This window comes from Zoogloea oleivorans, assembly GCF_008107625.1.
GTDB lineage: Bacteria > Pseudomonadota > Gammaproteobacteria > Burkholderiales > Rhodocyclaceae > Zoogloea > Zoogloea oleivorans.
The window spans coordinates 310,407-333,068 of the sequence record NZ_SDKK01000002.1; the positions used below are offsets into that span (position 1 = coordinate 310,407).

General features: G+C 61.8%; 24 protein-coding genes and 1 tRNA gene. 8 read left to right on the forward strand and 17 right to left on the reverse strand.

The annotated features are described in order from the left end of the window. The coding region (locus tag ETQ85_RS26545; protein WP_222862036.1) for a hypothetical protein at positions 1 to 200 on the forward strand (200 nt) is incomplete at its 5' end. A gap of 574 nt (positions 201 to 774) precedes the next feature. Here ETQ85_RS26545 and ETQ85_RS03105 read toward each other — a convergent pair. The 5 genes from ETQ85_RS03105 to ETQ85_RS03125 form a co-directional block, all read right to left on the reverse strand. Next, positions 775 to 1,242, reverse strand: coding sequence for a hypothetical protein (locus ETQ85_RS03105; RefSeq protein ID WP_148577580.1), 468 nt, complete (start codon positions 1,240 to 1,242; stop codon positions 775 to 777). A gap of 232 nt (positions 1,243 to 1,474) precedes the next feature. Then, on the reverse strand, positions 1,475 to 1,795 hold the full coding sequence (gene sugE, locus ETQ85_RS03110; protein WP_148577581.1) for a quaternary ammonium compound efflux SMR transporter SugE: 321 nt from the start codon (positions 1,793 to 1,795) through the stop codon (positions 1,475 to 1,477). A gap of 131 nt (positions 1,796 to 1,926) precedes the next feature. Beyond that, complete coding sequence (locus tag ETQ85_RS26550) at positions 1,927 to 2,298, reverse strand: hypothetical protein (protein ID WP_222862037.1); 372 nt, start codon at positions 2,296 to 2,298, stop codon at positions 1,927 to 1,929. A 98-nt stretch (positions 2,299 to 2,396) separates the two neighbouring features. Continuing rightward, positions 2,397 to 2,561, reverse strand: a complete 165-nt coding sequence (locus ETQ85_RS26555) for a DUF2442 domain-containing protein (RefSeq protein WP_222862038.1) — start codon at positions 2,559 to 2,561, stop codon at positions 2,397 to 2,399. Between the two features lie 4 nt (positions 2,562 to 2,565). Further along, positions 2,566 to 2,757, reverse strand: a complete 192-nt coding sequence (locus ETQ85_RS03125; protein WP_246128599.1) for a DUF4160 domain-containing protein — start codon at positions 2,755 to 2,757, stop codon at positions 2,566 to 2,568. Between the two features lie 130 nt (positions 2,758 to 2,887). Here ETQ85_RS03125 and ETQ85_RS03130 point away from each other — a divergent pair, with 130 nt between their 5' ends. After that, complete coding sequence (locus ETQ85_RS03130) at positions 2,888 to 3,487, forward strand: hypothetical protein (RefSeq protein ID WP_148577584.1); 600 nt, start codon at positions 2,888 to 2,890, stop codon at positions 3,485 to 3,487. Between the two features lie 129 nt (positions 3,488 to 3,616). On the opposite strand, the gene ETQ85_RS03135 is transcribed toward ETQ85_RS03130, so the two are convergent. From ETQ85_RS03135 to ETQ85_RS03145, 3 genes are all read right to left on the reverse strand, one after another. Then, positions 3,617 to 4,102 carry a PIN domain-containing protein gene (locus tag ETQ85_RS03135; RefSeq protein WP_148577585.1) on the reverse strand — a complete coding sequence of 162 codons (486 nt, stop codon included), beginning with the start codon at positions 4,100 to 4,102 and terminating at the stop codon, positions 3,617 to 3,619. Then, the gene (locus ETQ85_RS03140; protein WP_148577586.1) at positions 4,099 to 5,157 is read right to left on the reverse strand and encodes a helix-turn-helix domain-containing protein; all 1,059 of its coding nucleotides are present in this window, start codon (positions 5,155 to 5,157) and stop codon (positions 4,099 to 4,101) included. Before ETQ85_RS03140 ends, ETQ85_RS03135 begins: the two co-directional genes overlap by 4 nt. A 284-nt stretch (positions 5,158 to 5,441) precedes the next feature. Beyond that, a complete protein-coding gene (locus tag ETQ85_RS03145) occupies positions 5,442 to 6,290 on the reverse strand; it encodes a hypothetical protein (protein WP_148577587.1) in 849 nt (282 codons plus the stop codon). A 93-nt stretch (positions 6,291 to 6,383) separates the two neighbouring features. On the opposite strand from ETQ85_RS03145, the gene ETQ85_RS03150 reads away from it, so the two are divergent. Further along, entirely contained in the window at positions 6,384 to 7,304 is a 921-nt protein-coding gene (locus ETQ85_RS03150; protein WP_148577588.1) for a class I SAM-dependent methyltransferase, read from the forward strand. Here the strand turns inward: ETQ85_RS03150 and ETQ85_RS03155 are convergent. Together ETQ85_RS03155 and ETQ85_RS03160 are read right to left on the reverse strand one after the other, a co-directional pair. Next, positions 7,286 to 9,832 carry an ATP-binding protein gene (locus tag ETQ85_RS03155; protein ID WP_246128610.1) on the reverse strand — a complete coding sequence of 849 codons (2,547 nt, stop codon included), beginning with the start codon at positions 9,830 to 9,832 and terminating at the stop codon, positions 7,286 to 7,288. The two genes, ETQ85_RS03150 and ETQ85_RS03155, sit on opposite strands and share 19 nt — an antisense overlap. A 46-nt stretch (positions 9,833 to 9,878) precedes the next feature. Continuing rightward, on the reverse strand, positions 9,879 to 11,159 hold the full coding sequence (locus ETQ85_RS03160; protein ID WP_246128601.1) for a sensor domain-containing protein: 1,281 nt from the start codon (positions 11,157 to 11,159) through the stop codon (positions 9,879 to 9,881). Between the two features lie 142 nt (positions 11,160 to 11,301). On the opposite strand from ETQ85_RS03160, the gene ETQ85_RS03165 reads away from it, so the two are divergent. Next, positions 11,302 to 12,681, forward strand: a complete 1,380-nt coding sequence (locus tag ETQ85_RS03165) for a phenylacetate--CoA ligase family protein (RefSeq protein ID WP_148577591.1) — start codon at positions 11,302 to 11,304, stop codon at positions 12,679 to 12,681. Here ETQ85_RS03165 and ETQ85_RS03170 read toward each other — a convergent pair. Together ETQ85_RS03170 and ETQ85_RS03175 are read right to left on the reverse strand one after the other, a co-directional pair. Continuing rightward, on the reverse strand, positions 12,678 to 13,217 hold the full coding sequence (locus ETQ85_RS03170) for a metal-dependent hydrolase (protein WP_148577592.1): 540 nt from the start codon (positions 13,215 to 13,217) through the stop codon (positions 12,678 to 12,680). The two genes, ETQ85_RS03165 and ETQ85_RS03170, sit on opposite strands and share 4 nt — an antisense overlap. Before the next feature lie 109 nt (positions 13,218 to 13,326). Then, a complete protein-coding gene (locus ETQ85_RS03175) occupies positions 13,327 to 13,971 on the reverse strand; it encodes an RluA family pseudouridine synthase (protein ID WP_148577593.1) in 645 nt (214 codons plus the stop codon). Between the two features lie 156 nt (positions 13,972 to 14,127). On the opposite strand from ETQ85_RS03175, the gene ETQ85_RS03180 reads away from it, so the two are divergent. The 4 genes from ETQ85_RS03180 to ETQ85_RS03195 are packed head-to-tail and all read left to right on the forward strand — an operon-like array spanning position 14,128 to position 16,262. Further along, entirely contained in the window at positions 14,128 to 14,649 is a 522-nt protein-coding gene (locus ETQ85_RS03180; protein ID WP_148577594.1) for a phage tail protein, read from the forward strand. Between the two features lie 25 nt (positions 14,650 to 14,674). Further along, a complete protein-coding gene (locus ETQ85_RS03185; RefSeq protein ID WP_148577595.1) occupies positions 14,675 to 15,193 on the forward strand; it encodes a phage tail protein in 519 nt (172 codons plus the stop codon). A 26-nt stretch (positions 15,194 to 15,219) separates the two neighbouring features. Then, a complete protein-coding gene (locus ETQ85_RS03190; RefSeq protein ID WP_148577596.1) occupies positions 15,220 to 15,723 on the forward strand; it encodes a phage tail protein in 504 nt (167 codons plus the stop codon). Positions 15,724 to 15,728: 5 nt separating this feature from the next. Continuing rightward, positions 15,729 to 16,262: a GNAT family N-acetyltransferase gene (locus ETQ85_RS03195; RefSeq protein WP_148577597.1), complete on the forward strand. Its 534-nt coding sequence runs from the start codon at positions 15,729 to 15,731 to the stop codon at positions 16,260 to 16,262. Here the strand turns inward: ETQ85_RS03195 and ETQ85_RS03200 are convergent. From ETQ85_RS03200 to ETQ85_RS03220, 5 genes are all read right to left on the reverse strand, one after another. Next, positions 16,243 to 16,911: a hypothetical protein gene (locus ETQ85_RS03200; protein ID WP_148577598.1), complete on the reverse strand. Its 669-nt coding sequence runs from the start codon at positions 16,909 to 16,911 to the stop codon at positions 16,243 to 16,245. The two genes, ETQ85_RS03195 and ETQ85_RS03200, sit on opposite strands and share 20 nt — an antisense overlap. A gap of 115 nt (positions 16,912 to 17,026) precedes the next feature. After that, positions 17,027 to 18,742 (reverse strand): response regulator, encoded by a 1,716-nt coding sequence (locus ETQ85_RS03205; protein WP_187394557.1) that lies wholly within the window; start codon positions 18,740 to 18,742, stop codon positions 17,027 to 17,029. Positions 18,743 to 18,887: 145 nt separating this feature from the next. Then, positions 18,888 to 18,964, reverse strand: a tRNA-Val gene (locus tag ETQ85_RS03210). Positions 18,965 to 19,073: 109 nt separating this feature from the next. Beyond that, positions 19,074 to 21,509 (reverse strand): two-component system response regulator, encoded by a 2,436-nt coding sequence (locus tag ETQ85_RS03215; protein ID WP_222862040.1) that lies wholly within the window; start codon positions 21,507 to 21,509, stop codon positions 19,074 to 19,076. Further along, positions 21,506 to 22,564 carry a sensor histidine kinase gene (locus ETQ85_RS03220; protein WP_187394558.1) on the reverse strand — a complete coding sequence of 353 codons (1,059 nt, stop codon included), beginning with the start codon at positions 22,562 to 22,564 and terminating at the stop codon, positions 21,506 to 21,508. Before ETQ85_RS03220 ends, ETQ85_RS03215 begins: the two co-directional genes overlap by 4 nt. Between the last annotated feature and the right edge of the window lie 98 nt (positions 22,565 to 22,662).

Sequence of the window (22,662 nt, forward strand, 5' to 3'; positions counted from 1 at the left end):
TTGATCAGGGGTTCCCTAGAGTTGTCGGGAAGTTATTATACGGACCGAAGGACCACTGGCAGAATTCGGTTGCAGCAGTTCAGCAAGGAAATCAAAACGGACGTTTCTTATTATTAATTTTTTCTAGCGGCAACACCCGGATACAAATCAACGGAGAAATTGGCGACGAGAACACCACACAACATAATCATAATATGTAGAAGTTCAGATTTTATCTGACAGTAGGGTTCTACCGGCGATTGGGTTACCCGTTGTGATAGAGGGGCGAATCGTCATTAAAAACCGCGCGAGTGGCGGCTTTCTGTTTGTATATCGGCTGTTCAGTAATCACACGCCGACCGACGGCTATGGCCGATCAGCAGCCATATACGGCCGCCCTCCACGATGCCTCCGCCGGCAGACCCCAGCAGGGGGTCGATGAGTCCGGCACGGGTTTCGGCTTCGTGCACAGGGAACGTTGCACGCCTGTTACTCCGGCTCCACGTTCACAAAGCTGCGAGGCCCATAGCGCACACCGCCCCTTCCGCCAGCAAGGTGCTCGAGAGCCCCTCCGAGGTACTCCCTCCTCTCTCCGAAGCCCTCCGCTCCCCCTCCCGAACAGCCCTGCCCATACCCCGCACTGCTCGGGTCCATATCCCGGACCGCCCGCCCCTGTCCGAATGCTGCTCGTGAGGGGTTCCGCGAGTGGCCGGCCCTGTCGGCGGGATAGGGGCCGGCTGTCCCGTCAGCACTCGCGAGACACCCGCGGACAGGGCCGGCCACGGGGCGGGGTGCTCAGGCGGCCGGTTTGGCGGGGGTGCGCGGCTTGCGGGAGAGGCGGGTCTGCATGGCGTCCCGGAGGGTATCCAGGGCGGTGCCCTTGCCGCCGACCTTGGCCAGGGCGTAGCCGTCGAAGGAGGCGCTCATGATGTCGCTGCCGAGGGCCAGTTCGGTGTCGTCGGTGCGGTCGGTGAGGGTGCGCAGGCGCTGCTGGAGCGAGCGCAGGGCGTCGAGGGCAACGATGTCCTGCTGGAGTCCGGCGAGATCGAAATTGCCGGGCACGATGCCGGGGTTCTGGCGCAGCACCAGTTCGGTCTGGCGGCAGAAGACTTCGGATTTGTCGCCCATCTTGATGGCTGTGCGGCGCTCGTCGGCGGAGAGCGTGATGAGGATGCCGAGCTTGGCTTCGAGCACCGCGAGGGCGCCGTCGATGGCTTCGAGATCAGCGGGGGAGAATTCGATGGCAACGAGGTTCTGGGTCATGAGGAGGCTCCTTGGCGTTGATGAGATCGCAAACTAATGACATCTTATTGCGCAGATGTCATCTTTAAAAGCCGCCGATCTTACCGCAGAAAGATGCTTACGACATCACCCGGAAACGGGAGGCATCCCGTCCTGAAATAGCGTGACACTTCCCGCGATCCCGGCAAAACCAAGCATCAACAAGCGTTCGCCCATCCCGCCTTTCACCGCCCTCAACCAGCAGCAAGCATTCTCATGCGGGCGAAGACAGTTTGAGGCCAACAATCCCTGCCACGATCAGCCCAAGGCTGAGCACGCGCACGAGCGATGCGGGTTCGCCCAGCAAGGTCATGCCGATGACGGCCGTACCGACGGCCCCGATGCCGACCCACACCGCGTAGGCAGTGCCAACGGGCAAATCCCGCATCGCCCAACTGAGCAGCCCCAGGCTGACGAGGAACGCCACCGCGGTGCCCACCGAAGGCCACAGGCGCGTGAAGCCTTCGGTGTATTTGAGGCCAACGGCCCACGCAACCTCAAACAGTCCGGCCACAAATAGAACAATCCAGTTCATCAGGTTCTCCATTAATGTCATGGGGCCGTCCCCGATGAAGCATGAGCAGCAAGGTCGTCCCTGCTTCCACCCACCGCCGCCATGGCAGTGAGGAATTCCGTTCAGGTTGGTGAGCGCGTGGCAGCTGCGGCTCAGGGTTGAAGCTTACCGCCGATGTCGACGGACTGACCAGTCGGGCGCTGGTCAGGCGAAAGTGGATGAGGGATACGGCCATCGTCATAGGACTTGATGATCCGGGCAATCACGATGTGATACTCGCGAACAATGCAATGAAGTTCTTCAAGCCGCAGCTCGGCGAACTGTTTGGGCAGGTACATGTGGCGGTCCTTTCTGTTCGATCGATCAGCCACTACCCGAGCTTTTTCAGTGGCAATCCGCTTCAGCAACTCCCCCGCCGGCTCCAGAATCAGCCCGCGCAGCTTCTGGATGCCACCAGGAGCGGTGGCGATAAAGTCGAGGTGGTCGGGCAGGTGGCTGATTTTCCATGTAGCCCCAAGCCTCAAATTGGGGCTTGAGCTTCGGGTCGTCTTTGAAGCCCTGGAAGTAGACGTATTAGGGGGCCAGATCCCGACTGTTGGGCCAGACGATGGTCTTCAGTTCGTCATCTATGCTGACTTGGCGGAAGAAGTCCGATTTCCCGGAGTGACTGGAATACGCCTTGCCCCAGCGCATCGGTCAAATCGGCAATTCCCTTCTGTCCGTTATTGAAGCTGACAGCGAGCGTGTAGTCGTGCAGATATTCGGCCGCGGTGATGTGCAGGATCATGGCTTTACTCCAGCGGCTGAATGGGGTGCGGCATCTGGGACTGACGGCACAGTTCCCAATCGTTCATCAGTTCGGCCTGGTGCAGCTCACGCCATTCGAACACGTGCCGCAGTGCGCGCGGCGGAAACTTGCCTTCGACGATATGGGCTCCAACTTTCGCGGACATATACCCCGACGATGGAAGTTGAAGGAGCATCAAGCCGCGCCTGAGAATGATGCGAATGGCACATTTTTTAGTAGAAGGTACGCACTCAGCCATGCGTTTTATCGTCTTTGGCCGATAAAATACCGTCCTCCTGTCAGCCCTTACCTCTAACAGTCCATCGATGTTCAAGAAGATCAAAAAATGGTTTCTCCGACCGAAAAACCCTGCCGGGAATGTCTATTACGCCAAACTTAGAACTCCACAGGGGGATTTCTACAAACTAGGGTATACGAGTAAGCCCAGTTTGGTGGAACGCATGGCTTACGGAAATAGCGGCGACGAGAAATTGATTAACCATCAGTTTTTCTTCACTTTCTGCGAAGACGCCTGGGATGTTGAGCAGACGTTACTTGAGCATTTTGATAAGCAACGCGCATTCGGGAGGTTCAGCAACGACCCGAAGATGCCCCTGAGTGGCAGAGGTCAATCCGAGTTGTTCGTCTGCGATGTACTAGGTCTGGATGAGGACCTTTACAGACTACCGGACGAAGATACGTTAAAGGCGATACGAGACAACGCAGACGAGGCTGGCGCCGGGTGCTTATTTATTCTAATCGGCTTAATTTTAATCCCATTCACATTGGGAATTTCGCTATTTTTTATTCTGGGAGGAATATCGGGAATATTTGGTAAAAAGGAGCAGCCAGTGTTTGAATTTAGAACCCGACCGGTTCATCCACCAGCTATCCAGAAGCTAATTGACGCGCTAAATCGTGGTTAAAAGTACGGGAGGGGTACTGAAAATGATGGATACAGACTCCAACTTTCGACGTCATACTCCCCTACGATGAAAATTGAACCCGCCCCCTGACTGCCGTTCAGGCAGCGCAACTCGACAAGGACGCTCACTCTACTGCCACTGTTGCAGACGCTGATGGCATTCCACTTGGGGCAAGCGGGCACCATGCTGCAGCATGGCACGCAATGCCTCTGCTGCGCGTACCGGTGCAATCAGGGTGTGGGCGACGAGCTGGTCCAGTAGCCAGAGCACGCCAAATACCTGAATGCCATCTTTGCTGGCTTGTTTACGTAGCTTGCCATCGCCAGTAAGCAGAGGGTGGCCAGTCTGCTGGGCCAGGTAATAGCAGGACACATCGGCCAACGAGCTATTACCATGCGCGCCCATCAACGTGAAAAGTTCGGCGACAGCACCTTCGTTTAATGTCTCGACCTGCAAGCCCCGTTCGATGAGCATCCCCTGCGGCAAGTCGGTCAGCTCATTCAAAACGAAGTCAGTACAGCACAATGTCAGGGGAAGCTGGAACAGCTCCACCAGCAAATCTGCATTGCGAAAATCGATCCAGATGTTGGTGTCACTGATATAGACCTTGGTCATTGAATCCCCAGCGGACCAGTCAGGCTCGGATCAAGGGCACTCAGCGGTTGCTGTAGAAATTCGGCTGCTCTGGATTTACTGAAGAAGTCTTCGGCCAACCCCCAGAACACCAGCGATTCGAAGCGCCGGGGGGTCTCGGGGGGCAGTGCTTCCGGCTCTTCTTTACGCCATCCGTTCTTGCTGAACTGAATCGTGCAGTACTGGTAACCGGCATCGCTGAGCAAGGCCAGATCTTTCAGGCGACGCAAGGCAGCAGCCATGGATAGGCCGTAATGCTGCTTCGCAATCAGCAGTTCGCGAGGATGAACCCGTGAACGCGGGTGCCCGCCAAAATCGGCAGTCACGCAGGAGGCGGGATACAGAAAAGCGCCGGCAAAGCGGTGGCAGCAGATTTCGACGTCTTTCTCGCTCATGTCGGCCGGGAACTTCATGACCCAGTGGCCCAGTTCATGGGCAGCGGTAAAGCGCATGCGTTCGCCAGGGCGTTCCGCATTCAAGGCGATGAGGACGTGCTTGCCATCCTGAGTGGCCGCGCAGGCGCCGTCAAAGTCATCGGGGCCATGCAGCAGCGCGACTTTAATCCCACGTTCTTCGAGTAATTCAGTCAGGTTGGCGATGGCATCTTCGCCGATTTGCCACTGTTCACGAAGCTGCTTGGCCGCTGCTTCAGCCTCGTCAAACGAAGTCACGGCAATCATTTGCCGCCGGGTGACCGGAGTATCGATATCGGTGTGTTCGAAGCAGTTTTCCAGGGCGATATAGCGCTCCAGATGCTCCCGGATGCGCTCGGTTACCTGCTCTTGCCGATACTTCGGCATCTTGGCGAGTTTGCGAAATTCGAGCGGAGCCAACTCGACCACATTTGCCCGGAAAAAATACTCGGGACTTAGCTCCAGTGCCTTGGCAAGTTGCAGCAAGCGGGTGGAGTTGGGCGCAGCTTGCCCGCTTTCAAACTTGCTGAGGGCCTGCTTGGTAATGCCACCCATGCGTTGAGCAAGTGCGTCCAAGGTGTACCCCTTGAGCACCCGCGCTCGCCTGATGCGATCATGAATCATGGCCACTCCCAAAGTTGACAACCAATGAATTATAAATGACTTGTCAACCTCCCAATGGCTGGCCTGGCACTTTCCCTCTTTACTTGTTGGCCAGGTGTGTCGCTGCTGCGTCGAGTTCGTCGGCATCATGCCCCGCTCCACATAAAGCCCCCTGCCCCTTGATCTGCAAGGAAAACCAGCCTGAGAGCATTAGCCTTGTGGCTTGCGGCACCCCGCCATTCCGCCGCTCAGCCTTCGAAAACCCTCTCCCCCGATCATTCCTCCAGGCCACGCCTGGGGCGGGTTCATTGTCTGACGGTGCGCAGGCGCCGTGACAGGAGGAAGCCCATGCCCACCAAGCCTGCCGCCAGGCTGCCGGCCACGCCCGTCACGATGGTCTGGCGCCCCTGGGCGGCAGCGTAGAGTTCACGGGCGTTGCTCAGTTCGCAGACATGGGACGTGCTCAGCCCGTCCTTCTTTTGCACCTCGCGCAGGTGCCACTTCGGCGCCACCGGCAGGTTGCGGTTGCCGTACAGGTTGCCCTGGCTGATACGGCACACCTCCTCCCAGTAGGTCAGCGGATTTCTGGCGTAGGGCATCAGGTTCTTGAACCCCTTGTAGCTGTGCTCGGTGCATTTGTAGACCGGGGAGCAGCCGTCAAAAAGCTTCTGGTAGGGCGTGTCGGCCTGAAACAGCGCACCGTAACGCTCCCTGGCGGTGCTCACCGCCATGTCGCGCGACATCTTGATGTGGGACCCGGGCGTTTTGGGCGTGTTGTAACTGGGGTAGAAGATCGGATAGCGCTCGAAAGGCGGGTCCGGAGAGAACGCCGTCGTGGTGAGGCTGTAGGCCCACCAGGCGGCCGCGCAGCTCAGGACAAAGACACCGAGCTGTTTGACATTGAGGCCTGCACCCCCACCGCTCCCGCCGTAGTACCCGGGGGTGGTCGTGGTCTGATCGAAGGGATGGGTGCTGGGGGTCGGGTTGCCCAAACCGTAGTTCTCGTTGCGCATGCCATCGGCGATGGCTTGGGCATTGGCCTGGTTGGCCTTGGCCGTCCAGTAATCGACGGACCCGGTCCCACCGTTCGACGCGATGTGGTTGGCCTCGTTGCCATACTGATTGGCTTGACCGTCGAAGTAGTTGTCGCTCATATAGTCGTCCCCGGATCCGGGCGCTCATTCTGACAGATTGCGCACCCGGATCAGCGACGGCACGCCGGTGCCCAACAACACATCCACGACTCTATGCAAGCTTTACTCGATGCCATCGCCACGATGCGCATGCCCACCGATGCCCAGCGCGTGTTCCACGGGCGGGGTGGTCTGCACCCCGGTTGCGAACACTGGACGCTGGACGTCTTTCCGCCGGTCTGGGTGTTGACCAGCTTTCAGCCGGCCACCGACGATGAGCTGGCCACCATCCACGCCGCCTTGTCGGCACGCTGGCAGCAACTGACCCCCGAACAGCCCCTGAACTGGGTCTACCAGTACCGCTATGAAGCCCGCGCCGATACGCGGCTGATGGCCGGCGGCGTTCCGGAGCCGCACGTGGTGACGGAACACGGAACCCGCTTCCGGGTGCATCTGCTGCGCGGGCTGAATCATGGCTTCTTCCTGGACATGGCCGAGGGCCGGCGCTGGGTGCGCGAGCATGTGGCGGCCCGCCCCGGGCTCAAGGTGCTCAACCTGTTTGCCTACACCTGCTCTTTCTCCGTGGTGGCGCTGCAGGCGGGCGCCCGGCAGGTGGTCAACATGGACATGAGCGACGGTGCGCTGGCCATCGGGAAGCAGAACCATCAGCTCAACGGCGTCGCCGCCGGAGCCAGCTTCCTGCCCCATGACATCTTCGCCTCCTGGGGCAAGATCACCCGCGGCGGCCCGTATGGGTTAATCGTCCTCGACCCGCCCAGCTACCAAAAGGGCAGCTTCGTCGCCGAAAAGGATTACGCCCGCCTCCTGCGCCGCCTGCCCGACTTGCTGGCCCCCGGCGGGCACGCGTTGCTGTGCCTGAATTCACCCAAACTGGGGGTCGCCTTCCTGCAGGACCAGATGCAGGCCTTGGTGCCTCAATTGCGCTTTGAGCAGCGGGTGCCCAACCCGCCGGTGTTTGCCGACGTGTCGAGCGAGCGTTCGCTGAAGGTGCTGGTTTACAAGGCGCCTGACTGAGCAGGCAGGGCGCACGGCTCAGCGTCGGCTTGCGGTGGCTGCGACAGCCAGTGCAGCAGGGATTCAAACAGCTTGTCCGGATTGACCGGCTTGCCGATGTGATCGTTCATGCCGGCCTCAAGGCAGCGGCGCCGGTCTTCTTCAAAGGCATTCGCCGTCATGGCCAGGATGGGGGTGGCCTGGCGTCCGGGAATCAGGCGGATGGCCCGTGTCGCTTCGAGCCCGTCCATTCTGGGCATCTGCATGTCCATCAGGATCAGGTCATAGTCCTGGCGACAGCTCATTTCCAGGCCCTCCAGGCCGTCTGAGGCGACATCCACCCGCAGATTGACGGCCTCGAGCAAATCCCGCGCAACCTCCTGGTTAACCGGGTCATCCTCGACAACCAGGATCTGTGCCCCCGCATGGCGGGTCTTGAGCACTTCTTCAGCCTGCGGCGTGGCGGCCTGTGCGGCCGCCGGGGCGGTCGCCTCGCCTTTGGTCAGGCGCACGGTAAACCAGAAAGTGCTGCCCACCCCGGGCTGGCTATGCACGCCGATCGTGCCCTGCATCAATTCGACCAGCCGCTTGCTGATCGTCAGGCCCAGACCGGTGCCGCCATATTTGCGGGTTGTCGAGCCATCGGCCTGTTGAAACGCGGTGAACAAGCGTTGCTGGTCCTCCGCGGAAATCCCGATCCCCGTATCCTCGACCTCGAAACGCAGCAGCGTGTCGGCGGTGCCGGCCTCGGTCTCGCGCACCCGGATCGTGATGGCGCCCTTTGAGGTGAATTTGATCGCGTTGCCGACAAGGTTGATGAGGATCTGCTCAAGACGCAGGGAATCGCCGGTGAGGGGCAGGTCGACCAGCGCCGGCGGTATGTCAATGTTGAGCCGCAGTGCCTTGTCTGTGGCCTTTGCGCTGAGCATGTCCGCCACATTCGCCAGAACGTCTTTCAGTTTGAAATCGACATGATCGAGGCTCAGCCGGTCGGCTTCGATCTTGGATAGGTCGAGGATGTCATTGATGATGCCCAGCAGGCGATGGGCAGCCTGTATGACCTTGGCCAGCTGATCGCTTTGCTTGAGGTCTGTCGCACGTCGCAGGGCCAGTTCCGTCATGCCGATGATGGCGTTCATCGGGGTGCGCAGTTCATGGCTCATGTTGGCCAGGAAGGTGCTTTTTGCGCGGTTGGCGGCTTCGGCTTCCTCTTTGGCAAGCAGCAGGGAGACGGTGCGTTTTTCCACCAGTTCTTCCAGATGATCCTGCTGCTCCTTCAGCGCACTCAGGTTGCGCACGCGCTCGCTGATGTCCCGCGCGGAGCAGTACAGGAGCGTTTCTCCCGCCATCCGGATTCCGCGGGCGCTGATTTCGACGTCGATGACCTGGCCATCGCTACGCCGCACGCGCGTTTCAAAGGTGGTGCCCTTGAGGACGCTTTCGCTCATGATGGCGCTTAATTCTTTTGGCGCGAAGTGCCCATCCCAGTCACGGACATTCAGCGTCCCGCTGCTGGCGGGATCACGGCCCAGCATGCTGTAAAAGGAGTCGCTGGCCTCACGCAGGTTTCCCTCCCCGTCGAGAACGTGAATCCCGTCGGTCGATGTCCGCAGCAGTTCCTTGTAGCGATCCTCCTGGCGTTTCTGGGATGCCTGCACACTGCGATAGGTGTTCCAGATCAGGGTGACGCCCCCGGCCAGCAGCAAAAGGGAGACCACCGCATAAATGAGGGCCGTTCGGCGCCACTGGGTCAGAACGTGCTCATGGCTGATGCCGGAAAAAATGTAGATCGGAAAGCCCTGAATGCGCCGGTAGCTGTAGATCCGCTTCATGCCGTCGACCTGGCTGACGGCCGTATAGGTGCCATGATCCGGCGCGCTGGGGATGCGGGCCTTGAGCTCTGCGGCAGCCAGCTCCTTGCCGATCATGGCGGGCGCAGCAGGGGCGCGGGCAACCAGCACGAGATCCGAACTGAGCAATGCAACCATGTCGCCCCCGCCACCCAGCGCGACACTTTCAAAGGTGTTGGTCAGCCATTCGCTCGGCACCGAACTTTGAACGATGCCCCTGAAACGGCCTTCCTTGTCGTAAACACCGCGACTGAAGACGAGGGTCCAGACGTCGGCCACGCGCGAGAAAATGGGGCCTTCCGCGAACAAATTCGCCGAGGGCGCCGTGCGATGAACACGAAAGTACTGGCGATCGGCAATGTTCGCGGTGGATGGCCGACCGCTGGCGTCGAACACATAGTTGCCGTCCTCATTCGCCACGCGCAGGCTCAGAACGCCAGGCACCCTGGCCAGCAGGCGCTTCAGGGTCGGGTTCAATTCGCGCGCCGGCATGCCCGTACCATTGAGCTGGCTTTCCTGGTGGTACTTCGCTTCCTGAACGATCAGGTCGATTTTTCCGACGGAGGCCAGGAGTTCCTTCTCGAGCAGGAGGGCGATGGAGGCGGTGACTTTTTCGGCGTTCTCGACTTCACGCAGATATCCGCTCTTCAATTCGAGGCCAAGCAAGGTTCCCAGCAACAGAACGGCGCCAATGATCATGAGCGTCAAGAGGGCTATCTTGGACTTCATCGTCTTAGCAACCCGGTTACTTTTCTGAATTCTTGTGCAGATACATTGCCTGGTCGGCAACCGCAATCAGGCGCTCAATGTCATTACCGTGATCCGGGTAGATCGCAATCCCGATGCTGGCGCTTGTGCGCAGCGCATGCTCACCGATGATGAAGAACGGGACCAGCGCCTCGCGGATCTTCGCCTCGACGGTCAGGGCATCTTCCGGGCAGTGAATCTCTTCAATCAGAACGGCAAATTCGTCGCCACCCAACCTGGCCACGGTATCGACCTGGCGGACGCACTGCGTGAGACGCCGCGCAAACTCCTGCAGCACCCCATCGCCCGCCGCATGCCCGAATGAATCGTTGACCCGCTTGAAGTCGTCGATGTCGACGTACAGCAAAGCCATGCGGCTTTTTGCGCGCAGGCATCTGGCCAGCGCGGAATTGATCCGGTCACGAAAGAGCTTCCGGTTCGGCAGGCCGGTCAGGTCGTCGTAGAGGGCGGCACGCAGCAATTCGGCCTTGAGCTGCGCGCGTTCGATGGCCGCCGCAATTTGCGCCGACACGAAATACAGCATCTCAATGTCTTTGTCCGAAAAGCAGGTGCCTGCATGACTCTTCAGAATCAATGCGCCCACCGCCTCCTGCTGCGGAATCAGCGGCATCACCAGACAGACTCCGCCACGGGTGCCGGGCGCCACGTCGTCAACCAGCCCGGACATGAAGTCACCGCGAACCAGGAGGTGCTGTTTGCTGCGGACGACTTTGGCGCAGTACTGACTGGCGAGTGTCTCCTGTACGACTTCCCCGTTTCCCAGCGTATCCATTTGGTAGGGGAAACCGATCTCCTCGGTATGTTTGTCCCGGGTCGCAACGGCAACCCCGGCAACCGGGACGAGCTTGCCGATAATCTGATGGATTTCCGGAAACAGGGCGCCCAGGTCGGAAGCACGATGGGCGGCGTCCGACACGGCGTAAGTTGCGGCCTGGAGGATCTGTGTCCGCTTCAGCTCGGTGATGTCGCGGGCAACACCGATACGCATGCGCTGCGACGCGAGCCAGCGCGCCGACCACATGACATGGACTTCACTGCCGTCCTTGCGGAGATAGCGGTTCTCAAAGCCGATCCGCTGGCTGCCTGCCATGATGGCGCGGGCCTCTTGCAGGGTCTTGTCGCGATCTGCCGGGGCGACGAGATCGATCATGCACTTGCCGATCATCTCTTCCGGCGTGTAGCCGAAAATACTCTCGCAAGCGGCGCTGACATAGGTGATGCACCCGTTGGCATCGACCAGGAACACGGCGTCGAGCAACAGGTCGGCGAAATCGGCGATGCCTTCCCGGATATCTTTGTGCATAGGCCACGAAGAATACTACCGACCTCCGCTGCGGAGTATTTCCGACGCGCTTCGGCGAGCAGCACGGCACGCCAGCAGGGGGGAACTGCTAAGCTCGGTGCTGGCCCAGCTCCTGCCCACGACCGTGTTGCCGCCCTCCCCCGTCTTTCCCGTCGTTCATCATCCGCTGGCCGCGCAGGTGCTCGACATTGCGCGCCAGCTGCGCCGCTTCGAGCAGCTTCCGCCGGCGCAGCAGCAGGCCCTCCAGGCCGATCAGATCCTTGCCCTGCTGCGTCACGCCCATGCCTGTTCCCCCTTCTGGCGGGCGCGTCTTGACGCGGCCGGATTCAACCCGGCAGCAGCGACATTCGACGGGTTCGGCACCTTGCCGGTGCTCAGCCGGAGTGAGCTGCAAAACCATTTTGCCGCCATGCGGGCCCGCCTGCCGGGGCAGGACGATTCGGCCTTCGTGGTCACCGCCACTTCCGGGTCCACCGGTCAGCCGGTTCGGGTGGAGAGGCTTCGCGAACTGCATGGCCTGCTCTATGAAGCAGTGGGCCTGATCGACAACGAGTGGCACGGACGCGATCCGTCACAGACACTGGGCGTCCTCGGCATCGGTCTCCAGGACGCGGCATTTCCCGACTGGGGCGGGATTTACCCGCTACTGGGCTATCGGGGCCAGGGTTTCAGCCGGGGGCTGGCCACGCATCCGCTGGCGTCCCATCTGGCGTGGCTCGCCGCGTGCCGCCCGGGCTACCTGAAATGCAGCCCGCTGGCCGCTGCCGAACTGGCCCGCCTGGCCCTGGCAAGCGGGCAGCAATTGCCCCTCCGGCAGATCCTGTCGCAATCCGAACGGGTTCTGCCGGCACACCGGGCCCTGTGCCGCGCCGCATTCGGGGCCGAGATCAAGGATCGCTACTCCTGCGAAGAGGCCGGCTGGCTGGCCCTGCAGTGCCCGCAGCACGATCACCTGCACATCCTGAGCGGCACGGTACACGTGGAGATCGTGGATGAGGCCGGCCAGGCCTGCCCGGTGGGCCAGCCGGGACGCGTGCTGGTCACGGGCCTGCACAGTTACGCCATGCCCCTCATCCGCTATGAATTGGGCGATCTGGCCGAATGGGGGCCGCCCTGCGATTGCGGCATCACCCTGCCGGTCATCCGCCGCCTGTGGGGGCGCACTCGCCACCAGTTGCGCCTGCCCTCGGGCGAGCGCCGTCCCATGCCGGCGCTCGGCGATGACATTGGCCGCATCGCGGCGGTGCAGGAATTCCAGGTCCGGCAATACCTGGGCGGCGAGCTGGAAATCCTGTGCCGGGTCAGCCGCCCCCTGTGCAGCGCCGAGCGGGACGCCATCGCCCGAATCCTGCGCACAAACGTCACGGCCGAACTCCAGGTTTTCATCCGCGAAGTGGACGCCATCGACTGGGGGCCAGGCTGGAAACGCGACGAGTTCGTCAGCCTCGATGCACCACGGCCAACAGGGGCCGGCTAGGCCCTGGCGATCCACTCCCGGGTCACGGCGAGCATGCCGCGCACCAGCCACAGGGAATGAATGCCGTCGAACCAGACGTGATCGGCACACACAAACGCGGCAATCCACGAAGCGCCAACGACCAGCAGATCGCAGCGCCCGCTCTTCCACCAGTTGAGGGAATGGCGCCAGTAGAGCCACGGCACGCCCAGCGGATTGGGCCAGTCCGCCAGCAGATGCATCAGGCCACCGGTCGCAAAACCGAAAATCAGCGCGGCCGCCGGATGCACGCCCAATTGTTCATGGGAATAGACCAGCAAGCCAAGCCAGGCGACGCCCCAGTGAGTCAGGGTGCGATGGGCGATCCACAGGCGGTGCGATCTCGACCACCACGCCACTTCGAGCCAGTCGGGGGCCGTGCTGCCGAGCAACCCTGCCACAAAGCTGAGCACAATCCATACGTAATAAGGGCCATGAACCCCGGACTGGGCGACAACAGCCGCCGCAATAACGGCAGCCGCCCATCCGGTGGCGTGATGCGCTTTGTTGGAAGCCATGGCGGAACGACGCTAACTTCCGGGGGAAAAACAGAGGGCCGCAATAGTGGCAGACTATTGAATAAAAATACAGTGGCAGTTCTTTTTTGCAGCGAGCGGCAAAACGCCGTCAAAACGGCACAGCGCTCTCGAAACTCACCGGCACCTGCTTGCACGGGTGAATGAAGGCAATGCCGGCGGCGTGCAGATGCATGCGGGCATAACGCTGTGCGCTGTCGGGCGGGGCGTACAGCGGATCGCCAAGGATCGCGTGGCCGATCGACATCAGGTGCACCCGCAACTGGTGCGAGCGGCCGGTGACCGGCTTGAGTTCGACGCGGGAGAGGGCATCGGGGCCCGTGCCGCTGCGTTCCAGAACCCGGTAGCGGGTCAGGGCACGCCGGCCACGCAACGGGTCGACGCACTGCCGCGGACGATTCGCCTCGTCGCTGCCCAGCGGCAGGTCAATCTCGCCGGCATCCTGCGCGATATGACCATGCACCAGTGCAACGTAACGCTTGCCAACGATGCGTTGCTCGAAGGCCAGATTCATCCGGCGCAACATCTCGGCGCTGCGCGCCAGCAGGATCAGGCCTGAGGTGGCCATGTCGAGGCGATGCACGAGCAGCGCATCGTCATGCAGCGCCTGCACCCGGGCAATCAGGCAGTCCTGCCGGTCCTCGCCGCGGGCGGGAACCGAGAGCAGGCCAGCCGGCTTGTCGGCGACGATCAGGGCATCGTCCACAAAGAGAATGACAGGAGAGAGGTGCGCCACGAGATGCCCGATGCAAGAGCCCGTCTTGTATCAAGAATCCCGCCCGACGACAAACGAAACACCGCACGGTGCAACAAGACGGGATGACATTTGCCATTCCGTTTCCTATCCTTCGGAGAGGCGTCACCCCACACGGCGCCAACTTGGGAGGACGTCATGGCAGATCCATTCCTGGGAGAGATCCGGGTCTTTACGGGCAACTTCGCGCCCTCCGGATGGGCTCTGTGCCAGGGGCAATTAATGCCCATCGCCGAAAACGATGCGCTGTTTTCGCTTATCGGCACCACCTACGGCGGAGATGGGCAAAACACCTTCGCATTACCCAACCTTGCCGGCAGCATCCCCATCCACCAGGGCGCCGGTCCGGGCCTGACACCCCGAAGCATGGGCGAAGCAGGCGGCAGCGAGCATGTCACCCTGAACACCCAGCAACTACCAATCCACACCCACACCGCCATCTGCGCCAATGCCGGCGCCGACAGGGCCAGCCCGGTCGGCAGCTTCTGGGCGACCGACCCCGGTGGCAACAGCGGGGGCTACAGCACCACCGCCGGCAGCCAGATGGCCGGCACGGCCATCGGCCCCAGCGGGGGCGGACAACCCCATGACAACCTGCAACCGTTTCTGGTGATCAACTACATCATCGCCCTCGAGGGCATCTTCCCTCCCCAAAGCTGAGCGCCACGCGACAGGAGCCACGTCGATGAGTGAACCGTTTATTGGAGAAATCCGCTCGTTCGGATTCAATTTTGCCCCCTATGGCTGGGCCCAGTGCAACGGGCAACTGCTTCCCATAGCCCAGAACACCGCGCTGTTCTCCATTCTCGGCACCACCTATGGTGGCGACGGGAGAAGCAATTTTGCGCTGCCCAACCTCGCCGGGGCGGTGGCCATGGGCGCCGGCCAGGGCCCCAACCTGACACCACGCAGTCTCGGTGAAACCGGCGGCACAGAGACCGAGCTACTCGGCATGACGCAGATGCCTGCCCACACTCACCCGGCCAATGCCAATGCAGGAAACGGCAATCAGCCCGCCCCTGTCGGCCACTTCTGGGCCCAGGATCTCGGCGGCAGCAAGGAGTACGGTGATACGGGCCCGGCGCAAATGGCCCCCGGCGCCGTCGGCATCGCTGGCGGCAGCCAGCCGCATACCAACCTGCAGCCCTACCAGGTGCTCAACTATTGCATCGCCCTGCAGGGCATTTACCCACCGAGAAGCTAGGCCTGGCGCAGTGAGGAGACCACATCATGAGTGAACCGTTTCTTGGCGAGATCCGACCGTTCAGCTTCGGCTTTGCCCCCCGGGGCTGGGCGACATGCGACGGACAACTGCTGCCGATCAACCAGAATCAGGCGCTGTTTGCACTGCTCGGGACAATGTACGGCGGCAATGGCCAGACCACCTTCGCCCTGCCGGATCTGCGCGGCCGGGCCGGCATGCATGTCGCACCGAGTCATACCCAGGGCCAACCGGGCGGCGCCGAAGCGGTAACGCTCACGGCAGCCCAGATTCCCTGGCACACCCACAGCGCCAACGCCAGCAACGTGATGGCGAACCAGACCAGCCCGACCGGGAAGTTCTGGGCCCAGGATGCAAACGGCAATGTGGTCTTCAACAGCACAGGCAACGCGCCCATGGCCGATGGCGCGATCGGTGCCGCGGGCGGCAACCAGGCGCATACCAACATGCAGCCCTTCATGGTGGTCAATTACTGTATCGCCCTGCAGGGCATATTTCCGAGCCGCAACTAGCCGGCATGAAGACGGGGGGCCGCCCGGCCGTTCAGGCAAGTCTGCGCCCCGAACAGGCCGGCGACGAGCCCTTCGTCCATGGGCTTTTTGCGCAGACCCGGGCCGCCGCGTTTGCGCAACTGCCGCTCGACGCGGCCCGGCTTGACGCCCTCCTGCGCCAGCAATTCCAGTTGCAAACCACGCATTACCGGCAGAGTTTTCCGGGCGCCTCGTGGGCGATCGTCGAAGTGGACGGTGCGCCCATAGGGCGACTGTATGTGGACCGCTCCGGGCCGGACATGCTGATCATCGACATCACGATCCTGCCGGAATGGCGCGGCCTGGGCATCGGCACCAATCTGCTGCGCAGGCTGCAGGATGAAGCAACGACAAACAGGCAGACCATCCGCCTGCATGTCGAACGCGAGAACCCTGCCCGGCACCTGTACCGGCGACTCGGCTTTCGCGAAACGCAGGACAAATCGGTCTATCTGGCAATGCAATGGACGCCCGGACAAGACGACCGGACGGCGGAGCCCGCTAGCGGCGCGGTGCCCTGAAGCGCGTGACGGCCAGCCCCAGCAACGCCATCGACATCAGCGCGCCGCTTGCCGGTTCCGGTACCGGGGTCGGCGTGACATCCCGGGTGATGACGTTCAGGGTCGAGAAATCCAGTGCGGCACCGTTGAACGGTGTTTCGCCGAAGAGGCCCAGGCCCGGCCCCTGCAAGCTCAGTTCAAAAGCCGCGGTGCCCGTCCCGAGGGAGGCGAAAGTCGTCCCGGGCAGCGTCAGTACATAGACGTTGTCCTCCCGGCTTGCCCCGCCGCGGGATTCGAACAGGCTGTTCAGCTCGATGGTCAGATCAATCCCGTTCAGCTTGAAGGACGCAACCTGGTTGCCCGCCGCCGCCGATTCGTGATCGTAGATGCCGAGGGTCAGGCTGGCCCCCAGCACCGGGGACTGGGGCGCATAGGAAAACGTCCAGCTGGCGGAGAAGTTCGGGCCGGTGACATCGGAACCGCTGAAGACGCCATTGAACGGCGATGACTCGCCAGATCCGGCCGTCAGGAAGTCCCCCGTGGTCGGCGTGCTCGCGTCGGCAAAATCCTGCTCGCCGAGGGTCAGGCTGACATCCGCCGCAGCGATCTGCGCCACCATCGACAGTACGGCAGGCACGACAAACCTGAAGCCAGTTGATACGTTTTGCATGGCACTCTCCCCGGTGGTTGGCACTTCGGTGAATCGTTTCATCCTAGTCGGCGCACACGCGGTATACAAGGCGAATAAAGGCCCGGCGCAGCGAAAAAACAAGAATGGCAGCGACTTATCCGTTTGCCGTCAGGGTCGCCTCATCAACCTTGTCGATCGGCAGATTGACCGTGAAGGTCGTGCCCTTGCCGACAACGCTGGCCACATCGATTGTGCCCCGGTGCTTGCCGACGATGCCGTAGGTGATCGACAGGCCAAGACCGGTGCCCTTGCCGATCGGCTTGGTGGTGAAGAAGGGCTCGAAGAGGTGTTCCAGGTTCTCGTCGGGAATGCCGACCCCCGTATCGGCAATGCTGATGTGCACGGTGCCGTCGGGAGAATGGCGGGTGGTGATGGTGATTTCACCTTTCTCTTCGATTGCATGGCCGGCATTGACCAGCAGGTTCATGAAGACCTGGTTGAGCTGGGAAGCAATGCAGTGCACCTGGGGCAGCGTCGGGTCGTAATGCTTGACCACGGTGCATTTGTATTTGAGTTCGTTGGCGATGATGTTCAACGTCGAGTCGATGCAGGCGTGGAGGTCTGCCCAGCCCCATCCGGTCTCGCCGACCCGCGAGAAGTCCTTCAGGTTCTGGACGATGGCCTGAACGCGAAAAAGACCGTCCTTCGACTCGCTGAGCAACGGAAAGATGTCTTCCTGCAGAAAGTCGAAATCCTTTTCTTTCTTCAAGGCCAGCAAATCCGCCACATCGGCGGGCGCCAACGCAGCGGTCACTTTTTCATCGTAGGCCCGAATGATTTCGAAGATGCTGCCCAGATAGCCTTCGAGGGTGCTGACGTTGGAATGGACGAAGCCGATCGGGTTGTTCAGCTCATGGGCCACACCGGCGGCAAGCTGGCCGAGGGAGGCCATTTTTTCGGATTGCAGCAACTTGTTCTGCGCGTCTTCCAGCTTGCGATTGAGTTCGCGCTGGTGCGCCAGGGAAGTGGCCAGTTGCTCCCGCTCCCGGCGTAATTCCACTTCGGCGGCAACCCGGTCGGTCACGTCGCTGGCATAGACGACCACCCGCGGCGGATTGCCGGGCACCGGATAAACCGTGACGTGGAAGGTACGGTCTTTTCTGGCCGCATCGATTTCGCTGGTCCTGCCCGTGCTGGCCACCTCGGCAATCTGGTCACTGACCGGAATGCCGAACTCCGGGGGCAGCAGGTCGAACAGGTTCTGGCCATACAAGCGGGCCGGCGTGGAATGAAACGGCTCGGCGCCAATGCGGTTGATGGCCATGATCACGCCTTCCGGTGTAATCATGGCAATGAGCTGGTCGGCGCTGTCGAGCACCGCACTGAGCGTGGCGGTGCGCTCCAGGACCCGGGATTCCAGAATCGCGTTATGGTCGCGCAGGACGTCCTGGGCCTGCTTGAACTTCAGGTGATTGCGAATGCGCGCGAGCAGGATCGCCGGCCGCAACGGCTTGGTGATGTAGTCGGCGGCCCCCAGCGACAGCCCGTGCTGCTCGTCCTCATCATTGACGCGGGCCGTTACGAAGATCACCGGAATGTCCCGCGTGGCAGCGCTGCTGCGCAAACGCTGAATGACCTCGTAGCCGTCCATCTCCGGCATCATCACGTCGAGCAATATCAGGTCCGGCGGTGGGGTCTGGGCGGCGATCTGCAAGGCCAGTGGTCCCGACTCGGCCGTCAGCACATGGAAATGCCCCTCCAGCATCCGGCTCACCCCTTTCAGGTTGATCCGCGAATCATCCACGACCAGTATCGTGGGAACGACAGCCCCCGCACCGGACGTCTGCTCCCCCTCCGAGGCAGGCACCATGTCACGCTCTCCGCTCTTGTCCATCAAGGCGAGCTTACGGGTTTTGCGGCGGGGGACTTGAGTGCAGAGCAAAAATATCCCGGGCATGGCGAGCGGAGGCCAACGAAAAAACCCGCCACAGGGACGGGTTTTTGTCTGGAATTCCTGGTGCGTCCTGACGGAATCGAACCGCCGACCTCCACGATGTCAACGTGGCGCTCTAACCAGCTGAGCTAAGGACGCAATCTGCGCCGGCTGCAAAAAATCGCGCAGCAGCGAAAGGGGGGCGGATTATAAATCGATTTTGCTGCTTTGCAATACCCCCGCGTGCGATGCGGGGTGTGCGGGCATATCAACCCTGGGTCAGCAGATGGACCAGTGCGGCATGGGGGACGGGGCGACTGAACAGGTAGCCCTGCCCGGCCCCGCAGCCAAGGCGGAACAAAATCGCGGCCTGTTCGGGACGCTCGATGCCTTCGACGATGATCTCCATGTGCATGGAAGTGGCGATCGCCACGATGGCTTCGACAATGGCGATGCCGTCCGGCTTCTCGGGCAGGTACTGGACGAAGGAGCGGTCGATCTTGATGCGATCGATCGGCAGGTCGCGCAGCACGCTGAGGGAGGAGTAGCCGGTGCCGAAGTCGTCGATGCTGATCGAAATGCCGATGGCTTTCAGCGCACCGAGGATTTCGACGCTCTGCTCGATCACCTGCAGCGTGCTCTCGGTGATTTCCAGCTCCAGACAGGCCGGTGGAAAGCCCGTGCGGGCCAGCGTGTCGCGCACGGTAACGACGAAGTCTTCACGGGTGAATTCGCGGGCCGATACATTGACCGCCAGACCCAGTTGCTGACCGAGACTTTCGCTCAACCCCAGAATGTCGCGGCAGGCGCGCTCCAGCACCCAGCGGCCAAGGCTGTCGATGACACCGCTTTCCTCGGCAATCGGGATGAAGCGCACCGGCGGGATCATTCCCAGCTCGGGATGGTTCCAGCGCACCAGCGCCTCCACGCCAAAGATGCGGCCATCGGCCAGATCAACCTGGGGCTGGTAATAGACCAGCAACTGTTCCTCTTCGATGGCCCGGCGCAGGCCCTGCTCCATGCTCAGGCGCTCGTTGCTGCGTTCGGCCATGCCCTGCGAATAGAACTGGTAGCGGTTGCGACCGGCCGCCTTGGCCGAATACATGGCGATGTCGGCAGCACGCATCAGTTCGTGACGATCGCTCCCATTGTCCGGATAGACGGCGATGCCAATGCTGCCCGATACCGTGACACTTTCATTGCCCAGGCTGACCGGCGCGCCCAGCACATGGAGGATTTTACGGGCCAGGTCGGCAGCGTAGTCCGGGCTGGCGCCGCCGGCCAGCACGACAAACTCATCGCCTCCCAGGCGGGCGATGGTGTCGGTACCACGCAGCACGTTGCGCAAGCGCCCAGCCACCACGCGCAGCAGTTCGTCGCCCATGATGTGACCGAGGGTGTCGTTGACCACCTTGAAACTGTCGAGGTCGAGGAACAGCAGCAGGAAGTGTTGCTGCAGCCGGTGCGCCTGCTCGATGGCCTGTTCGATGCGGTCATCGAAGAGCAGGCGGTTGGGCAGGCCGGTCAGGGGATCGTGGTGAGCCAGATGGTGGAGCTTCTCCTCGGCCACATGCATTTCGCTGACATCCGAAAAGGCGATCACGTAATTGCTGACACTTCCGCCCGCATTGCGCACCACGCTAAGGCTCTGCCACGCCGGAAAACGCTCGCCATTCCGCCGGTGACAAAAGACCTCGCCCTGCCAGTAGCCCTCCGGGCTGGCCTCGAGGGCCGCAAAGACGTCCCGGCCTCCCGCCCCGTCACGCCGTACCCGCAGCAATACGTCGGTATCGAAGCCGAGGGCATCGACCTCGCTGTAACCGGTGATGCGCGTAAAGGCCGCATTGACGGCACTGATGCGGTACTCTGCGTTGACAATCACCAGGGCCTCGGCTGCCGTATGGAAAACGACGCTGGACTGGCGCAGGCGATCTTCGGTCTGGTGGCGCTGGGTGACATCCTGCAACACGCCCACGACCCGCCGTTCGGCGTTGGCCCCCTGGTGCACCTTGACGTTGGCTTCCAGAAAGTGCGGACCGCCGTTGTTGCGGGCAGTGCGGAATTCGATGCGCACGGCCTCCGGGCCGGACAGTGCATCGCTGAGGCCGGACACAACCCGCTCGCGATCGCTGGCGTGGACACGGGCCAGGAAGGAGTGCTCCCAGGAATCATCCAGCGGCATCTGGCGGTCGCCGAACATGGCCGTGAGGTGGCCGTCGCCATGCATGCGGTCGTCCTGCGGCTGCCATTCGAAGACGCCGAGGGATGCGGCATCCATCGCCAGCTTGAGGCGCAGTTCGCTCTTCTCGACGGCCACCTCGACCTCGCGGCGGGCCAGCGCCATCTGGATCGACGCGTGCAGTTCGCGAATGTCCCACGGTTTGACCAGATAGCCGAAAGGGCGACTGTCCAGTGCCCGGCGCAGGGTGTCATCTTCGGCAAAGGCGGTCAGGTAGATGACCGGGATCTGATGTTGCGACTGGATGGTGGTGGCTGCCTCGACACCATCCATGACCCCTTCGAGGTGGATATCCATCAACACCAGGTCGGGCGCCACATCGGCCACACATTCCACCGCCTGCTCGCCGCTCCCCACCATCGCACCGACGCGGTAACCCAGGGACTGGAGCTGGTTCTTGAGGTCGAAAGCCACGACGCGCTCATCTTCGACGAGCATCAGCTTGATCTGTCGGGGAGTAGTCATGAGGATCTCCGCATCGAGGGAACGGATGGAAAGCGTAGCGAAAAACGCGCGCCCGGCCCACCTTCCACGGTAAAGCGACCGCCAAGCTGGTCAGCCAGCAAGGGGACGAGCTGCAATCCCAGCGATGTCACGTTCGCCAGGTCGAAGGCGTCGGGCAGGCCGGCACCATTGTCGGCAACAACCAGCTCCAGTTCATCGTCCAGCGCCTGCAGTTCGATGCGCACTTCCCCCTTGCGCCCGGCGGGGAAGGCATGCTTGAAGGCGTTGGTGACCAGTTCGGTGACCACGAGGCCGCAGGGAATCGCCCGCTCCAGATCAAGGAAGAGAGGAGCCGCAGGCAGGGCCCGGCGCAGGGAAATGTGGGTGCTGTCTTCACGATAGCTGCTGAGCAGCAACTGCGCCAGACGTTCAAGGTACTCGCCGAGATCGATGCGGGAATAGTCCTTGCGTTCGTAGAGAAGTTGGTGCGTCAGCGCCATGGCACGCACACGGTTCTGGCTCTCGGCCAGGATGGCGCGCAGACGCGTGTCGCTGGTGTGGGTGGCCTGCAGGTTGAGCAGGCTCGAGACGACCTGCAGATTGTTCTTCACCCGGTGGTGCACCTCGTTGAGCAACACCGTTTTTTCCTGCAGCGCCCGCTCCAGCTTCTGCTGGGCCCGCTGGCGCTCGGTAATGTCGACGATGGAGGCCAGCACCATGATGCCCTCCTCGGTCTCGATCGGGTTGAGGCCGATCTCCACCGGAAATTCGCTGCCATCCTGGTGGCGGGCGTAAAGGTCGCGGCCGCTGCCCATCGGGCGTGGATGGGGATCGGCCAGAAAACCCGTCCGATAGGCCGGATGGTGACCGGAAAACTGCTCCGGAATCAGTTTCTCGACAAGCTGCCCCAGCAACTCCTCACGGGGATAACCGAAGACGCGCTCGGCCTGGGCGTTGATCAGGACGATGCGCCCTTCACGATCCACCATGACCATCGCCGTCGGCGCCCATTCGACAACACGTCGAAAGGACGCCTCCCCCGCCAGAGGAATGCTTGCATGGGATGTCTTGTTCATGCGCGTTCCCTTCGCCAATGAAGCTGGTCACCGTCTGGTGTAAAGAGAGACGCCCCAGCACTGTCATCTATGTTCGATACCGCCGAAGGACGGCGGTT

Coding starts and splice junctions, on each gene's coding strand:
- ETQ85_RS03220 (WP_187394558.1), bottom strand. CDS start 22,564: ATGAACAAGACATCCCATGCAAGCATTCCTCTGGCGGGGGAGGCGTCC.
- ETQ85_RS03145 (WP_148577587.1), bottom strand. CDS start 6,290: ATGAGCGACAACTACTTCGACGGTCAAGCCAATCAGTATGGCAACGAG.
- ETQ85_RS03205 (WP_187394557.1), bottom strand. CDS start 18,742: ATGGTGCCTGCCTCGGAGGGGGAGCAGACGTCCGGTGCGGGGGCTGTC.
- ETQ85_RS03180 (WP_148577594.1), top strand. CDS start 14,128: ATGGCAGATCCATTCCTGGGAGAGATCCGGGTCTTTACGGGCAACTTC.
- ETQ85_RS03215 (WP_222862040.1), bottom strand. CDS start 21,509: ATGACTACTCCCCGACAGATCAAGCTGATGCTCGTCGAAGATGAGCGC.
- ETQ85_RS03150 (WP_148577588.1), top strand. CDS start 6,384: ATGCAAGCTTTACTCGATGCCATCGCCACGATGCGCATGCCCACCGAT.
- ETQ85_RS26555 (WP_222862038.1), bottom strand. CDS start 2,561: ATGATCCTGCACATCACCGCGGCCGAATATCTGCACGACTACACGCTC.
- ETQ85_RS03135 (WP_148577585.1), bottom strand. CDS start 4,102: ATGACCAAGGTCTATATCAGTGACACCAACATCTGGATCGATTTTCGC.
- ETQ85_RS03185 (WP_148577595.1), top strand. CDS start 14,675: ATGAGTGAACCGTTTATTGGAGAAATCCGCTCGTTCGGATTCAATTTT.
- ETQ85_RS03195 (WP_148577597.1), top strand. CDS start 15,729: ATGAAGACGGGGGGCCGCCCGGCCGTTCAGGCAAGTCTGCGCCCCGAA.
- ETQ85_RS03140 (WP_148577586.1), bottom strand. CDS start 5,157: ATGATTCATGATCGCATCAGGCGAGCGCGGGTGCTCAAGGGGTACACC.
- sugE (WP_148577581.1), bottom strand. CDS start 1,795: ATGAACTGGATTGTTCTATTTGTGGCCGGACTGTTTGAGGTTGCGTGG.
- ETQ85_RS03125 (WP_246128599.1), bottom strand. CDS start 2,757: ATGCTCCTTCAACTTCCATCGTCGGGGTATATGTCCGCGAAAGTTGGA.
- ETQ85_RS03155 (WP_246128610.1), bottom strand. CDS start 9,832: ATGATCATTGGCGCCGTTCTGTTGCTGGGAACCTTGCTTGGCCTCGAA.
- ETQ85_RS03190 (WP_148577596.1), top strand. CDS start 15,220: ATGAGTGAACCGTTTCTTGGCGAGATCCGACCGTTCAGCTTCGGCTTT.
- ETQ85_RS03130 (WP_148577584.1), top strand. CDS start 2,888: ATGTTCAAGAAGATCAAAAAATGGTTTCTCCGACCGAAAAACCCTGCC.
- ETQ85_RS03170 (WP_148577592.1), bottom strand. CDS start 13,217: ATGGCTTCCAACAAAGCGCATCACGCCACCGGATGGGCGGCTGCCGTT.
- ETQ85_RS03105 (WP_148577580.1), bottom strand. CDS start 1,242: ATGACCCAGAACCTCGTTGCCATCGAATTCTCCCCCGCTGATCTCGAA.
- ETQ85_RS03200 (WP_148577598.1), bottom strand. CDS start 16,911: ATGCAAAACGTATCAACTGGCTTCAGGTTTGTCGTGCCTGCCGTACTG.